Genomic DNA, 14233 nt, shown 5'->3' on the forward strand with positions numbered 1-14233 from the left:
GTCTACTCGCCTTCTGCCGACGATAGGATCCGACCATGGCGGACAGGCGCGAATCACTGCGGTCACTGCGGCGTCGAGCCCCTGGCGGCGACAGGTCCACGATGCCACCGGCGTACCCGGCGCACTGGGAGGCCGACATCGCCCTGCACGACGGCTCCGCGGCGCACCTGCGCCCGATCGTGCCCGCGGACGCCGACGCCCTCCAGGCGTTCCATCAGAGGCAGTCCGAGCAGTCCCGCTACCTCCGGTTCTTCGCCGCCATGCCTCGGCTCTCCCCCCGCGATCTCGAACGGTTCACCCATGTCGACCATCGCGACCGAGTGGCCTTCGTCGTGCTGGCGGGGGACGAGATCATCGCCGTGGGTCGGTACGACAGGATCGAGCCGCGCGCCGCCGAGGTCGCCTTCAACGTCTCCGACGCCCGCCAGGGAACCGGTCTGGCCTCCGTGCTGCTCGAGCACTTGGCCGCGGCAGCCCGGGAGAGGGGCATCAGCATCTTCACCGCCGAGGTGCTCCCGCAGAACGCCAAGATGATCAACGTCTTCACCGAGGCGGGATTCGACGTCGAACGCACCCTCGATGACGGTGTGGTGCTGGTGTCCTTCCGGATCGACCCCACAGCCCGCTCCCTCGCCGTGATGGCCGCGCGCGAGCACCGTGCCGAATCTCGGGCCATGGAGCGGCTCCTGCATCCGGAATCCGTGCTGCTGATCGGAGTCTCCTCCCGCATGGACTCCGCCGGCGGTCGCTTCCTCACCGCTCTCGAACGCTCGGGGTACCGCGGCGCGATCCATGTGGTCTCCCACGACGCCCTGGAGCTGCGCGGCCGGCGGGCCCACGCGCGGGTCGAGGACGTGCCCGGCACCGTCGACCTCGCCGTCATCGCCCTGCGCCCCGAGGCGTGCCTCGACGCGATCGAGCAGTGCGCCGCCATCGGGGTGCGCAGCGTCGTGATCCCGGCCGAGGGATTCACCGACAGCGAGCACGGCCAGCAGCTGCAGCGCGAGCTCGTGGCCCGGGCCCGGCTCCACGGTATGCGGCTGCTGGGGCCCGGCTCCCTGGGCTTCCTGCGAACCGGTCAGGACGCGATCAGCCTGTCCCTGGCCCCGAAGATGCCCCGACCGGGATCGGTGGCGCTCGCCGGGCAGTCCAGCGCCCTGTCGGCGTTGCTGCTCGCCGGGACCGACACCCGCGGGCTCGGTCTGCATGAGTTCGTCGGCGTCGGCAATCGGGCCGACGTCTCCCTCAACGACACCCTCCAGCACTGGGAGGACGACGAGCAGGTCGGAGTCATCGCACTCGCGCTCGAATCGATGGGCAACCCGCGCAAGTTCACACGGCTCGCGCGCCGCCTCACCCGGCACGTGCCACTGATCGTGCTGCGCCCTCCCGGCGTCGACTCGACCGCACCGCCCGGACATGACGTGCGTCCCTCCACCCTGCCGCGTCGCGCGCTGGACCAGGTCCTCGGCTCGGCCGGCGTCGTGCAGGCCACCGGCGTCGACCATCTTCTGGACATCACCGATGCCATCGGTCGCCAGGGACTGCCGCACGGTGCCAGGGTGGGGCTGCTCTCGAACACCGCGGCGCTCGGAGCCGCCCTGCGTGGCGCGGCGGACCAGGCGGGGCTCGAGATCGTGGCCGACAACCGCAGTGTGCCGCTCGCTCCGGATCCGCGCCTGGTCCAGCGTGCCTTCACCTCGATGGCCGGGCTCGGACAGGTCGACCTCGTGATCGCCGGGATGCTCGATCCCCTCACCGGCGATGGGATCGAGGTGATCCGGCAGATGGCGACGGTGGCCCGGAACTCCGAGGTGGTCCTGCTGGTCTGCCTGATCACCGACGCCGAACGCTTCGCCGAGGTTCAGCAGGCGGTCCGCGTGGACCCCGACCTGCCTCCGGTCCACGCGACCCCCTACGGCGCGGTCCGGGCCGGTGCCGGCATGCTCGCCGCCGCTCTGCGGCCCGCGGCCGACGACGACGAGCCCGCCCACCGTGGGGACGTCGACCCGGCCGCGGCCCGCGAGCTCGTGGACCGGCTCGTCCCGGAGACCGCGTCGTCCGCCCTGGAGCTCGCAGCGGATGATTCCCGCGAGCTCTTGGCCGCCTACGGGATCGCGGTGCTTCCGTCGTACCCGATCCGCGATGCCGACCAGGCCGCCGAGCGTGCCGGACACCTCGGGTACCCGGTCGCCCTGAAGAGCACCGACCCGGTGCTGCGCCACCGAGCCGATCTCGGGGGTGTGCGCCTCGACATCCCCGACGAGACCCAGCTGCGCCACGCCGTCACGGCGATGCGGCGCGACCTGTCCTTCTCGAGCGCGCCACTCGATGTGCAGGCCATGGCTCCGCCGGGCGTCCCCATGGTGGTGCGCAGCGTCGAGGACCCGTCACTGGGCCCGGTCATCTCGCTGTCCGTCGCCGGGGACGCCACCGATCTGCTCGATGACATCGCCTACGCCATCCCGCCGTTCAGCGAGGACGCCGCGCGCCGCCTGGTCGATGCGCCCGCCAGCGCCGTCAAGCTGCGGGGGACCCGTGGGCTGCCCCCGGCAGATCGCACTGCGCTCGCCGACCTGGTGGTACGCATCGGGCTGCTCGCGGAGGATCTCCCCGAGCTCGCGATGCTCGAGCTCTACCCCGTGCTGGTCGCGCAGCACGGAGTGAGCGTCGTCGGGGCGACCGTGCGACTGTTCCCGGCTCCCAACCGCACCGATGGTGCCCGGCGTGCGTTGTCGGGACCGGCGGGCGGCGACGTCGGCGCCGTGGGACAATGGATCGATGACCACCGCTCTTCCCGCTGATCTCCTCACGGAACTCGAGACCGCCGGGTACTTCCCGCAGACGGCCGCCCAGAGCCTGCAGCGTTCCCTGCACGGCGCGCGACCCCGGGCCCACCTGGTGCGCCCGGAGACCACCTTCGACGGCCCCGAGGTGCGCCGCCATCTCACCGTGCTCGTCCTGACCGCCACCCATCTGCTGGTCACCCATCTCGACGACGATCCTGCGGACTCGCTGAACCCCAGTCAGGTCGTCTCGACCACCGAGCGGGTCCGGCTGAAGCGGATCTCCTCCACCGGGCTCTCCCAGGTCTTCGACACCGACGGGCATCGAGCTCCTGGTCAGGAATCCGAGATCACCCTCGCCATCACCTGGAACGGCAGCAGCCGGGTGGATCTGGAGCGGGCGGTCTGCGAGGACCCCAACTGCCAGATCGACCACGGCTACACCGGTACGATCGCTCCGTCGGACCTCGCCCTGCGCGTGAGCGCCCTGGCAGACGGCGACGACGCGGTCTCGGCGGCGCTGCGCTTCCATGCCGAGCTGGTCGACGCCGTCGACGCGCTCGACGCCTGACGGAGCCCCTATGACTGACCTGGGATCCGGACGCGTTCCCTCTCCCGACGCCGTGACCGTCTGGCCCGATGATCTGCTGCCGCCGCCGTTCGCCGACGGGGCGCGACCGGGCCTCCTCGACGTGCTGTCGCCTCTGGTCACCTCGCCGGAGCCCGGCCGCGACGTGGTGGTGCTGCTCGACGGCGTCGGAGCGAGATTGCTCGCCGAGCACCGCGCTCTCACTCCGACCCTTCGCCGGCTGGAGGGGCAGACCACCCGCATCCGTACCGTGTCACCGGCAACCACCTCGACGGCGATGGTCTCCCTGCACAGCGGCCTGGCGCCGTTGGTCCACGGCGTCCTCGGGTATCTCACGCACGACCCGGACACCGGAGCCGCCCTGAATCAGATCACGGGTGACCCCTCCGTGGATCCGCGGCGATGGATGCCGGAGGCGACACTCCTCGAGCGCGGCACGCGACGCGCGGTCCAGGTGGCGCCGGCCAAGCATGCCGGCTCCCATCTCAGCGGGGTCGCGTACCGGGGCTGGGAGTTCCTGGGCCATGGCCGCGGCGATCGGGTCGAAGCGGTGCGCACGGCGCTGCACCGTGCGGGACCGGACGGTCTCGTCCATCTCCACATCGACGACGTCGATCATGCGGGGCACCATCACGGGATCGACAGCGACCAGTGGCGTACCGCGCTCGCGGAGGTCGATGCGCTCGTGGGAACGCTGCTGCGGCGGCTGCCCCGCGGGACTCGCGTCCAGGTGACCGCCGATCACGGAATGGTCGACACCTCACCGAGCACGACCCTGGACCTCGCCGACCATCCGCACCTCCAGAACCTCGCCACCGCAGTGACGGGGGAGTCCCGCGCCCTCGCTCTGCACGCGGTTACCGGGGTCGGAGCCGCCGAGGAACTCGCGAGCGGCCTGCACGACCTGCTCGGGTCCCGCGCGCTGGTGCTGACGCGCGCCCAGGTGCTCGCCTCCGGGCTGCTGGCCCCTGTCGGCACCGAGATATCCGCCCGGGTCGACGGTCGGGTCCCGGACGTCCTGGTGCTCGCGCGTGACCGGTGGACGATCGACGATTTCTCGCGTCGCCCGGAGTCGGCCCGGAGCCTGATCGGGGTGCACGGATCGCTCACGAAGGCCGAGAGCCTCGTCCCCCTGATCCGCGCCACGGTCTGAACGGACCCGTGCCGCGGATCGGCGTCACGGATCGCAGCCGCGCAACCTGGCGAGCCCGCACCGTCCGGTGAGGCCTCCGGCTCAGTCGTGCTTGGAGCCGAACACGATCTCGTCCCAGCTGGGCATGGAGGCGCGCTTGCTCTTGGATTTCGCCGGCCTGCTCGGCTTGGGGTCCGGGGTCCCGGACGCGTCCGATGCCCCCGAGGCCGAGGTGTCGTCGAAGCCCGGCAGGGGAGTGAGGTCGACCGTCTCCTGGTGTCGGATCTCCGGGTCGGACGTCGCCGGGTCGGTCCGGCCGGTCGGGCCGTCGTCGGGGGATTCGGTGTCCTCTTCGGAGGGGCCGGCTTCGGATTCGGAGTCAGCGGAATCGGAGTCCGTGGAATCGGAGTCCGTGGAGTCGGTGGAGGCCTCGTCGAGGTCGGTGTCGTCCCGGGTGGAGTGCTCCAGCAGCGCCTCGTGGTCCGGGTCCTCGAGGCGATCAGTCGTGGCGTCGAGGCGGTCCGAGTCGTCGAGGTCCTCGAAGGAGGCGTCGTGCTCCTCGGGGGCGGAGGGCGCCAGTGCGCCCGGCGTTCCGACCTCGGGGACGATGTCTCCAGGCAGGTCGGCGTCGGGCGCGTCGTCCTCGAGGCTGGTCCAGACCGTCGCGGAGTCGTCCACCGGCGGCGGGACCGAGCGCAGTCCCCGGCGGGCGTTCAGCGCGTCGAGCTCGGAGTCGTCGAGGGCGGCGGGATGGTCCTCGGAGACCGGAGGATGCGAGGTCCACTGAGCAGGGCCACGACGGGGACCGGACGTCTTCTCCTCGAAGGATCCGTCGGCCTCGAGGTCGTAGACGGAGCTCTTGACCGCCTGCAGCCGGCCACGGCCCCGGGTCGGCTCCGGAGGGGCGTCCTCATCGCTGATCCAGCGCGCCTCGTCGTCGATGGGGGTGACCGAACGGTTGTCGAGCTCGGCCACCCAGTGCGCCTGCCGGGTACGTCCGGCTGCGGAGAAGGTCAGTTCGAGGGTCCAGGTGCCGTCGGCGCGGCGCCAGGCATCCCATGCCGTCTCGTCGGTCGCCTCGCGGGCGGCGAGACGCTCGGCGACGACGGTGTCGAGGTCGGGGGCGCCGCGGCCGACGGGGAAGGTGCGGGCGCGCTGCGCGGTCCACTCACGTTCGGCCAGCACCGGGCCCTCATAGCGTCGCACTCGATCCAGCGTGATATCGGCGGCCTCGGAGATGTCCTCCGCGCTGCGGCCGGAGCGGAGCATGGCCTGGATCTCTCGGGGGCGCAGCGGTGTGGCGTCCGCGGCCTGGATCATTCCCAGCGCGGGGCGGTCGGTGCGCACCGCCGCCCGGAGGGCCTTGTCGATGCGCAGCGCGTACCGCTCGCCGTCGGAGTTGACCAGGATCACATGCTCCCCGTCGTCATGGATCCCGTCGAGCTCGAGCTCTCGCATCGTCGTCCTCCCCGTCGGAGCCTGGTCGTGGCGTGCAGCAGTCTAGGCCGCGACCATATCGTCTGATACTGCTCCCCGCCTGTGTCCGGGCCCGGAACGTGGGCGTGTTGCCTCGGGAGCAGGCCGCTCTGTTGCTCGCAACAGGTCGCTCTGCAATAATGCCGCCGCATTCAGCGTTTCGACCCGGACCGATCCGCAGGGGGACACGGGCGGTCTCGCCAGCGCTGGACCACCGCACACCTTCCAGGTCGGACGACCGCCCGGATACATGAGAACGGACCGTAGATGGCCACTGATTACGATGCCCCGCGCAAGAACGACGACGAATCGAACGACGACTCGATCGAGGAGCTGAAGGGTCGCCGGAACGAGGCGGCGACGCCGACTGTCGACGAGGACGAGGCGGAGGCAGCGGACTCGTACGAGCTCCCCGGCGCCGACCTCTCCGGTGAGGAGCTCTCGGTGCGGGTCCTTCCCCGCCAGGCCGACGAGTTCACCTGCGCCAGCTGCTTCCTGGTGAAGCACCGCAGCCAGATCGATCACGTCGAGGGCACCCTCATCATCTGCAAGGAGTGCGCTGCCGCCTGAGCGACCAGCATCTCCTCGCGGATCACCGCGAGCAACGGCGCCGAACCCCTCGGGGTGCGGCGCCGTTCGAACGTGAGGAGAGTAGACGTGCAGGAGAGCGGGGCGGAGCGCGGCGGCCCGACGCGTGATCCAACTGTTCAGCAGCCTGCTGCTGCGGGAGGCTCAGGCGCTCTGCTGCGCGGTCCGCACGGCCAGCGCGAGGTCGTCAGGGCGCCGGGAGGACGCGACCCAGGCGGTGGTCGGATCCGCCTCATCGAGAATCTCCACGCGGATCCCGGAGGACACCCAGCCGCGCACGCAGTGGTGGGCGAGCGGCTCGAAGTCCTGGCCGATGGTGTTCTTCCATTCCTCCTCGCGCAGCACCTCCGGGTCGCCGAGGAGGGCCACCTCGATCCGCGCCCGCCCCAGGGTGAAGCGCCCGTCGGAGACTTCGAGCACAGGGGAGTAGAGGACTGCGAGGACGATCGCGATGACGACGCAGATGATGCCCACCACGAGGGCGAGCGTGGTGTTCAGCGGCACCAGGACCAGACCGATGATCGAGCCGAGTGCCACCACCACGATCCAGGTCCCGGGGCTGGGGAGCAGACGCTCTCGGAACAGGGGCTCCTGGCCAGGGGCGGTCCGCGCAGGCGGCGACGCCGGCGTATCAGCCGACGCAGGAGAGGTGGGATCGGGCGTGACGGGCATGCGTCCATCGTCTCACGCACGACCTGGGTGCACTTCGGCGCGGACGACATACCCTGAGCGCATGCCTGCTGAGCCTGACACCCAGACCGCGGTCGCCGACGGCGCCCCCGCCCCGACCGATGCACCGCCGTTGCGGATCCGGCCCGCACCGGGCGCGTCGATGCCGTCACGTGCTCACGCCGACGATGCCGGGCTGGATCTGGCCAGCGCGGAGGACGTCGAGATCCCGGCCGGAGGGCGTGCACTCGTCGACACCGGTATCTCGCTCGCGCTGCCTCCCGGGACCGTGGGGCTGGTCTGCCCTCGTTCGGGGCTCGCCGCCAAGCACGGTGTGACGGTGCTGAACGGTCCCGGTATCGTGGATGCCGGATATCGCGGGCCGATCAAGGTCTCACTGCACAACACCGACCTCGCCGAGGCGTTCACGCTCCGGGCCGGCGATCGCATCGCCCAGCTCGTGGTGGTGCCTTTCCTGGCGCCGGTGCTGCAGGAGGTCGACGACCTCGATACCACCGCCCGCGCCGCGTCGGGCTTCGGCTCGAGCGGCGGATTCGGCGCCGCGTCCGCGCCGGCCGGCCCCGACCTGATCACGGAGGGATGACCTATGGGACTGTTCTCCCGCAAGAAGCGACCGGGGGGCGAGGAGATCGAGGATCTCGACGCATCGGACACCCCGGAGCCCGACCGCTCCGAGTCCGACCTCTCCGACCCGTCCGCAGTCGATGCCTCCGAGCCCGATGACGGGCCGGACGGCGCCGAGGCCCCCCTCGCCGAGGCGAAGGTCGATGACGAGGCCCCCGCCCGCGGCGAGCACCTCGAGGCCGGCCCCTACGACGAGGCGGACGCCCCCGAGGAGGAACGCATCGACCTCGGCGGTCTGCTGGTGCCGACGATCGACGGCATGGAGCTGCGGATGGAGGTCGATCAGCGCACCGGCAACGTCACCGGAGCCAACCTGGTGATCGCCGGCTCCTCGCTGCAGGTGCAGGCGTTCGCCGCACCGAAGTCCCGTGGCCTCTGGGACGAGGTCCGCACCTCCCTGCGTGATTCCGTCGTCAAGCAGGGCGGAACTGCCGAGACCCGCCCCGGCGCATTCGGCACCGAGCTGATCACGCGCCTGCCCGTCAAGCGCACCGATGGTCGTACCGGGTACCGCCCGGCGAGGTTCATCGGGATCGACGGTCGACGCTGGTTCCTGCGGGCGATCCTCACCGGCAAGGCGCTGGGCGACAAGGAGCAGTCGCGCACGTTCGAGACCCTGGTCTCGCGACTGGTCGTCGTGCGCGGCGGCGACGCGATGGCCCCGCAGGAGCTGATTCCCCTGAACCTTCCCGGGCAGCGCCCCGGCCTCAGCCAGATCGACGCGGGCCCCGCGGATCCGCTGGCCAGGGGCCCCGAGATCACCGAGATCGGATGAACCCCGCACCGGAAGCTCCCGGACCCGAGGATCGCCGGCTCGACGCCGACGATCACCCCGGTGCTGGCGATCCCCAGTTCGCAGGTCAGGCAGGTGAGGCTGGCCAGGACGATGCTGCCGATTCCACCGGGGCGGGCACCGAGAGATCGGCTGCCCCCCGCGGTGGCCTCGGTGGTGTGCTGCAGCAGGAGTCGTTCTCCGTCGGGGACGCGATCGGTGGGCCCCGTGGTATCGCCGAGTCGGTGCTGCCCACCCTGGTCTTCGTCGTCCTGTACGTCGCGACGCGGTCCGTGATGGTGGCTTCCGTGTCCGCGGTGGCAGTGGTCGTGGTGTTCCTGGCGATCCGGCTCGTCCAGCGCCAGAGCCCGGCGACCGTCCTCGGCGGGCTGATCGGCGTCGCGCTCGGCGCGGTGCTCGCGATCCGTTCCGGGGACGGCACGGATTTCTATGCTCCCGGCATCGTGATCAACGCGGTCTCCCTGGTGATCCTGCTGATCTCCCTGCTGGCCCGTCGGCCGTTGATCGGCCTGCTCGTCGGGATGCTCGATCCCCGTGTCGAGGACTGGGCGAGCGATCCCGCCGCCCGTCGGGTCTACACCCGCGCGACCCTGCTGTTCGTCGCGCTGTACGCGGCGAAGCTCGCCGTGCAGGTGCCGCTGCTGCTGACCGGCCACGTGGCCGCGCTCGGAGTGGCGAAGCTGGTGATGGGTCTGCCCGCGTTCGCCGTGATCGCGTACCTGGTGTGGCTGATGCACCGTTCGCTGCTGGCGCGGCGGGAGCGGTCCTGACCACTGCCGGAGGATCGACTGTTCCCGGTTCGGTCCGCCTGGTGGGACACTTGACCCTGACCAGACTCCGCGCCCGGCCCTCGGCCACCGCCGGAGCACACCACGAGACCGAGCAGCTGCGGTCCGCGATGCCTTGACCGCGCGCGGACGGAGAGGGAGTGGTCCGATGAGCACGGACGCCGAACGTCATCCGAGCAGCCCTGTCGGCGGGGGCCGGCTTCTCACCCTCACCGTGGGGCCCCCCGCCGCAGGCGGCACCTTCGTGGCCCGCCACGAGGGGCGAGTGGTCTTCGTGCGCGGCACCGCCCCCGGCGAGACCGTGACGGCCCGGCTCCTGGACGACCCGGTCGAGCACGCCAACGCCCGATTCTGGAGAGCCGAGGCGATCGACGTGCTCGAGGCCGGTGTGGACCGGGTCCCCACCGTCTGGGAGGAGTCCGCGGTCGACGGGGTCGGCGGCGCGGAGTGGGCGCACATCGCCCTGCCTGCCCAGCGTCGCATCGCCAGCGAGGTCCTGCAGGAGCTCCTGCGGCGCGCAGGCGTCACGAGCTACCCCATCGAACAGGTCCAGGTCGAACCCGCGCCGCACGACGTCGACGGACTCGGCTCGCGGACCCGGGTGCGCTTCGCCGTGGACGAGGACGGTCGCGTGGGCATGCGCGGCTGGCGTTCCCATGAGGTCCGCGACGTGGGGGAGAACCCGCTCGCCGCCCCGGTGATCCGTGAGCTGCGTGTGGGGGAGTGGACCGCTCCTGAGGGCACCGAGGCCATCGACGTCGTCGCGCCGTCGGCCGGGCCCGCCTCCGTGGTCCTGGTCGGTCGCGATCTCGATCCGGCATCCGTCGTCATCCCCGACGCCTGGGGAGACGCGGACGTGGCCGTGCGCACCGGTCGGGGGCTCGTCCCCCTGCGAGGCGACGGCATGGTGCGTGAGCGGGTCGGTGAACGACTCTTCGCAGTCAGCGCCACCGGTTTCTGGCAGGGCCATCGTCGCGCCGCGGAACTGCTCACCGAGGTGGTCGAGAGCACCTTGCGCGCTCCCCGGGGCGGCAGCGCCTGGGACCTCTACGGCGGGGTCGGATTGTTCGCCGCCACTGCTGCGGAGCAGGTGGGCCCCGACGGCAGCGTGACCTCCGTCGAGGGCAACCGGCGCGCCTCGCAGCTGGCCGCAGAGAACCTCGAGGACCTCCCTCAGGTCGCCACCGCCACGGCGGATGTCACCGACTGGGTGCGTGCGCGACGCGGTGGCGTGGACGTGGTCGTGCTGGATCCGCCCCGCAACGGTGCCGGCGCCGATCTCATCGCCCTGCTCGCCAAGGCGGTGCGCCAGCGGATCGTCTACGTCTCCTGTGAGCCGTCGACCCTGGCGCGCGATCTCGCGGCCGCCGAGAGGGCCGGGTGGAAGGTCGTGGACCTGCGCGCCTTCGACCTGTTCCCCCACACCCATCACCTGGAGTCCGTGACGGTGCTCGAGCGCGCCTGACCATGCTGACGACGCGGTGGACGCATCACGGGACAGTGCGAGTAGCGGTGACGTGATCGGCGGTACATCGACGTAGGCTGGCGGCCGTCCGGAGACCCGATCTGCCCATGGTAGACTTTATCTTGACTTCAAGATATCTACCGGAGATCACTCCGGAGCCCCCGGTGGTCCCGTGCGGAGAACCTCTGTGCGACGGTCGCCGCGTTTGCCTGTCCGCCACCGCGCGCGAGCTTACGATGACGGGGTAGCCCCACCACCCAAGGAGTTCGCCTCATGAGCACAGTTGACTCATTCGCCGCGAAACAGGATCTCACCGTCGGCGGGACCGATTACGAGATCTTCGCGCTCGACGCCGTGGACGGCGCCGACAAGCTTCCCTACAGCCTCAAGATCCTGCTCGAGAACCTGCTGCGCACCGAGGACGGTGCGAACATCACCGCCGATCACGTGCGTGCACTGGCGAACTGGGAGCCGGCCGCGGATCCGTCGGTCGAGATCCAGTTCACCCCGGCCCGCGTGATCATGCAGGACTTCACCGGTGTTCCCTGCGTCGTCGATCTCGCCACCATGCGCGAGGCGATGCAGGAGCTCGGCGGCGATCCCGAGAAGATCAACCCTCTCGCTCCGGCGGAGATGGTCATCGACCACTCGGTGATGATCGACGTCGCCGGGCGCCTCGACGCGCTCGAGAAGAATATGGAGCTCGAGTACGAGCGCAACCGCGAGCGGTACCAGTTCCTGCGATGGGGCCAGACCGCCTTCGACGATTTCAAGGTCGTCCCGCCGGGCACCGGCATCGTCCACCAGGTCAACATCGAGTACCTGGCCCGCACCGTCATGACCCGCGAAGCTCAGAATGCTGCGGGCGACGGCACCGTGCTGCGGGCGTACCCCGACTCCTGCGTCGGCACCGACTCCCACACCACCATGGTCAATGGTCTGGGCGTGCTGGGCTGGGGCGTCGGCGGCATCGAGGCCGAGGCCGCAATGCTCGGCCAGCCGGTCTCCATGCTCATTCCGCGCGTGGTCGGCTTCAAGCTGACCGGCGAGATCCCGCCGGCTGCGACCGCCACCGACGTGGTGCTCACGATCACCGAGATGCTCCGCCACCACGGCGCCGTCGGCAAGTTCGTCGAGTTCTACGGCGAGGGCGTCACCCAGGTGCCGCTGGCCAACCGCGCCACCATCGGCAACATGAGCCCCGAGTTCGGTTCCACCTGCGCGATCTTCCCGATCGACGACGTCACCGTCGACTACATGCGCCTGACGGGCCGCTCCGAGGAGCAGCTCGCGCTGGTCGAGGCCTACGCCAAGCGCCAGGGCCTGTGGCACGACCCGTCGAAGGAGGTCGCGTACTCCGAGTACCTCGAGCTGGACCTGTCCACCGTGGTGCCCTCGATCGCCGGCCCGAAGCGCCCCCAGGACCGCATCGTCCTCACCGAGGCCAAGGAGTCCTTCCGCGAGGTCCTGCCGTCCTACGCCGCCGGCGAGGTCGACGTGGTCACCAACGGAGACGGCTCCTTCCCGGCGTCGGACCCGAGCACCCCGGATTCCGACAACGAGTCCGGTGGCCAGGAGCCCGCACATCAGCACGTCGCGGGCCGCGCGTCGAACCCGGCGCAGGTGGCCGGTCAGGACTTCACGATCGACCACGGCATCGTCTCGATCGCCTCGATCACGTCCTGCACCAACACGTCCAACCCCTCGGTCATGATGGCGGCAGGCCTGCTGGCCCGCAACGCCGCCGACCGCGGCCTGGTCTCCAAGCCGTGGGTGAAGACCTCCATGGCTCCCGGGTCCCCGGTGGTCACGAACTACTACACCAAGGCAGGCCTGTGGCCCGCTCTGGAGGAGCTCGGCTTCCACCTCGTCGGCTACGGCTGCACCACCTGCATCGGCAACTCCGGCCCGCTGGCGCCGGAGATCTCCGATGCGATCGCCGAGAAGGACCTGGCCGTCACCGCCGTGCTCTCGGGCAACCGCAACTTCGAGGGTCGCATCAACCCCGACGTGAAGATGAACTACCTGGCCTCCCCGCCACTGGTCATCGCCTACGCGCTCGCGGGCACGATGGACTTCGACTTCGAGAACGATTCCCTGGGCACCGACAAGAGCGGCCAGGAGGTCTACCTCCGCGACATCTGGCCCAACCCCACCGAGGTCGAGAAGGTCATCGGCGAGAGCATCTCCCAGGAGATGTTCACCGAGGACTACGAGAACGTCTTCACCGGGGACGACCGCTGGCGCAGCCTGGACACCCCTGAGGGGGCGACCTTCGCGTGGGACAGCGAGTCCACGTACGTGCGCAAGCCCCCGTACTTCGAGGGCATGGAGCTGCAGCCGGAGCCCGTGACGGACATCGAGGGCGCGCGCGTGCTGGTCAAGGTCGGTGACTCGACCACCACGGACCACATCTCGCCCGCCGGCTCGATCAAGCTCGACTCCCCGGCCGGTCGCTACCTGCAGGAGCACGGGGTGGCGCGCAAGGACTTCAACTCCTACGGCTCGCGTCGCGGCAACCACGAGATCATGATCCGCGGCACCTTCGCGAACATCCGCATCAGGAACCAGCTCCTGGACGGCGTCGAGGGCGGCTACACGAAGAACTTCCTGACCGGCGAGCAGGAGTTCATCTATGACGCGGCCCAGGCCTACGCGGAGAAGGACATCCCGCTGGTCGTCCTGGCCGGCAAGGAGTACGGCACCGGCTCGTCCCGCGACTGGGCCGCCAAGGGCACCAAGCTCCTGGGCGCGCGGGTCGTCATCGCCGAGAGCTTCGAGCGGATCCACCGCTCGAACCTGATCGGCATGGGCGTGCTGCCCCTCCAGTACCCGGCTGGTGAGTCCGCCGAGTCGCTGGGACTGGACGGCACCGAGACCTTCTCCGTGACCGGGGTGACCGCCCTGAACGAGGGCACAGTCCCGAAGACGGTCCAGGTCGTCGCCCAGAAGGTGGATGGCCCCGCAGTGACGTTCGATGCGGTCGTCCGCATCGACACCCCCGGCGAGGCGGAGTACTACCGCAACGGCGGCATCCTGCAGTACGTGCTGCGCTCCCTGGTCGCCGCCTGAGCAGGAGAACCTGACGGGATCCGGCACTGTGCCGCACGCCTGCACTGCTCAGTGAACGCGCCCCGGTCCCTCGTGGACCGGGGCGCGTTCGCGTTCCCGTCGCGTCGGCGCCAGCAGCGCAGGACCTCGACCGGAGAGCACCGCAGGAGAAGTCGGCATGCACCATTGCGCGTCGGCTGTGCACCGTGATGCACACCCCGGGTGCGGCCCGTGAATCACCGGTGAAGATG

At 70.5% G+C, this 14233-nt stretch carries 11 protein-coding genes; 9 read left to right on the plus strand and 2 right to left on the minus strand.

Annotation, left to right across the window (positions count from 1 at the left end):
- Positions 1-35 precede the first annotated feature (35 nt).
- The 3 genes from INT51_RS16475 to INT51_RS16485 are packed head-to-tail and all read left to right on the plus strand — an operon-like array spanning position 36 to position 4528.
- Complete coding sequence (locus tag INT51_RS16475) at positions 36-2804, plus strand: GNAT family N-acetyltransferase (protein WP_193106430.1); 2769 nt, start codon at positions 36-38, stop codon at positions 2802-2804.
- Positions 2782-3357, plus strand: a complete 576-nt coding sequence (locus tag INT51_RS16480; RefSeq protein ID WP_193106431.1) for a DUF5998 family protein — start codon at positions 2782-2784, stop codon at positions 3355-3357. The genes INT51_RS16475 and INT51_RS16480 overlap by 23 nt, the downstream gene beginning before the upstream one ends.
- Positions 3358-3367: 10 nt before the next feature.
- Entirely contained in the window at positions 3368-4528 is a 1161-nt protein-coding gene (locus tag INT51_RS16485) for an alkaline phosphatase family protein (RefSeq protein WP_193106432.1), read from the plus strand.
- Between the two features lie 81 nt (positions 4529-4609).
- Here INT51_RS16485 and sepH read toward each other — a convergent pair whose 3' ends face one another.
- On the minus strand, positions 4610-5965 hold the full coding sequence (gene sepH / locus INT51_RS16490) for a septation protein SepH (RefSeq protein ID WP_193106433.1): 1356 nt from the start codon (positions 5963-5965) through the stop codon (positions 4610-4612).
- A 285-nt stretch (positions 5966-6250) separates the two neighbouring features.
- Here sepH and INT51_RS16495 point away from each other — a divergent pair, with 285 nt between their 5' ends.
- Positions 6251-6553, plus strand: a complete 303-nt coding sequence (locus tag INT51_RS16495; protein WP_010550618.1) for a DUF4193 domain-containing protein — start codon at positions 6251-6253, stop codon at positions 6551-6553.
- 162 nt (positions 6554-6715) lie between these two features.
- On the opposite strand, the gene INT51_RS16500 is transcribed toward INT51_RS16495, so the two are convergent.
- Entirely contained in the window at positions 6716-7243 is a 528-nt protein-coding gene (locus INT51_RS16500; RefSeq protein ID WP_193106434.1) for a DUF3093 domain-containing protein, read from the minus strand.
- 61 nt (positions 7244-7304) lie between these two features.
- Here INT51_RS16500 and dut point away from each other — a divergent pair, with 61 nt between their 5' ends.
- From dut to acnA, 5 genes are all read left to right on the plus strand, one after another.
- Complete coding sequence (gene dut / locus INT51_RS16505) at positions 7305-7844, plus strand: dUTP diphosphatase (RefSeq protein WP_193106435.1); 540 nt, start codon at positions 7305-7307, stop codon at positions 7842-7844.
- A 3-nt stretch (positions 7845-7847) separates the two neighbouring features.
- On the plus strand, positions 7848-8660 hold the full coding sequence (locus INT51_RS16510) for a DUF3710 domain-containing protein (RefSeq protein ID WP_193106436.1): 813 nt from the start codon (positions 7848-7850) through the stop codon (positions 8658-8660).
- Positions 8657-9448, plus strand: a complete 792-nt coding sequence (locus INT51_RS16515) for a DUF3159 domain-containing protein (RefSeq protein ID WP_193106437.1) — start codon at positions 8657-8659, stop codon at positions 9446-9448. Before INT51_RS16510 ends, INT51_RS16515 begins: the two co-directional genes overlap by 4 nt.
- A gap of 166 nt (positions 9449-9614) precedes the next feature.
- On the plus strand, positions 9615-10931 hold the full coding sequence (locus INT51_RS16520) for a class I SAM-dependent RNA methyltransferase (RefSeq protein ID WP_193106438.1): 1317 nt from the start codon (positions 9615-9617) through the stop codon (positions 10929-10931).
- Positions 10932-11204: 273 nt separating this feature from the next.
- Positions 11205-14003 (plus strand): aconitate hydratase AcnA, encoded by a 2799-nt coding sequence (acnA, locus tag INT51_RS16525; RefSeq protein WP_193106439.1) that lies wholly within the window; start codon positions 11205-11207, stop codon positions 14001-14003.
- Positions 14004-14233 lie beyond the last annotated feature (230 nt).

This window comes from Brachybacterium sp. FME24 (assembly GCF_014897705.1).
GTDB lineage: Bacteria > Actinomycetota > Actinomycetes > Actinomycetales > Dermabacteraceae > Brachybacterium.

Excerpts from the sequence above, each read along its gene's own strand:
- acnA (WP_193106439.1), top strand. The coding sequence starts at position 11,205 with ATGAGCACAGTTGACTCATTCGCCGCGAAACAGGATCTCACCGTCGGC.
- INT51_RS16485 (WP_193106432.1), top strand. The coding sequence starts at position 3,368 with ATGACTGACCTGGGATCCGGACGCGTTCCCTCTCCCGACGCCGTGACC.
- INT51_RS16520 (WP_193106438.1), top strand. The coding sequence starts at position 9,615 with ATGAGCACGGACGCCGAACGTCATCCGAGCAGCCCTGTCGGCGGGGGC.
- INT51_RS16495 (WP_010550618.1), top strand. The coding sequence starts at position 6,251 with ATGGCCACTGATTACGATGCCCCGCGCAAGAACGACGACGAATCGAAC.
- INT51_RS16500 (WP_193106434.1), bottom strand. The coding sequence starts at position 7,243 with ATGCCCGTCACGCCCGATCCCACCTCTCCTGCGTCGGCTGATACGCCG.
- INT51_RS16515 (WP_193106437.1), top strand. The coding sequence starts at position 8,657 with ATGAACCCCGCACCGGAAGCTCCCGGACCCGAGGATCGCCGGCTCGAC.
- dut (WP_193106435.1), top strand. The coding sequence starts at position 7,305 with ATGCCTGCTGAGCCTGACACCCAGACCGCGGTCGCCGACGGCGCCCCC.
- INT51_RS16475 (WP_193106430.1), top strand. The coding sequence starts at position 36 with ATGGCGGACAGGCGCGAATCACTGCGGTCACTGCGGCGTCGAGCCCCT.
- INT51_RS16480 (WP_193106431.1), top strand. The coding sequence starts at position 2,782 with ATGACCACCGCTCTTCCCGCTGATCTCCTCACGGAACTCGAGACCGCC.
- INT51_RS16510 (WP_193106436.1), top strand. The coding sequence starts at position 7,848 with ATGGGACTGTTCTCCCGCAAGAAGCGACCGGGGGGCGAGGAGATCGAG.
- sepH (WP_193106433.1), bottom strand. The coding sequence starts at position 5,965 with ATGCGAGAGCTCGAGCTCGACGGGATCCATGACGACGGGGAGCATGTG.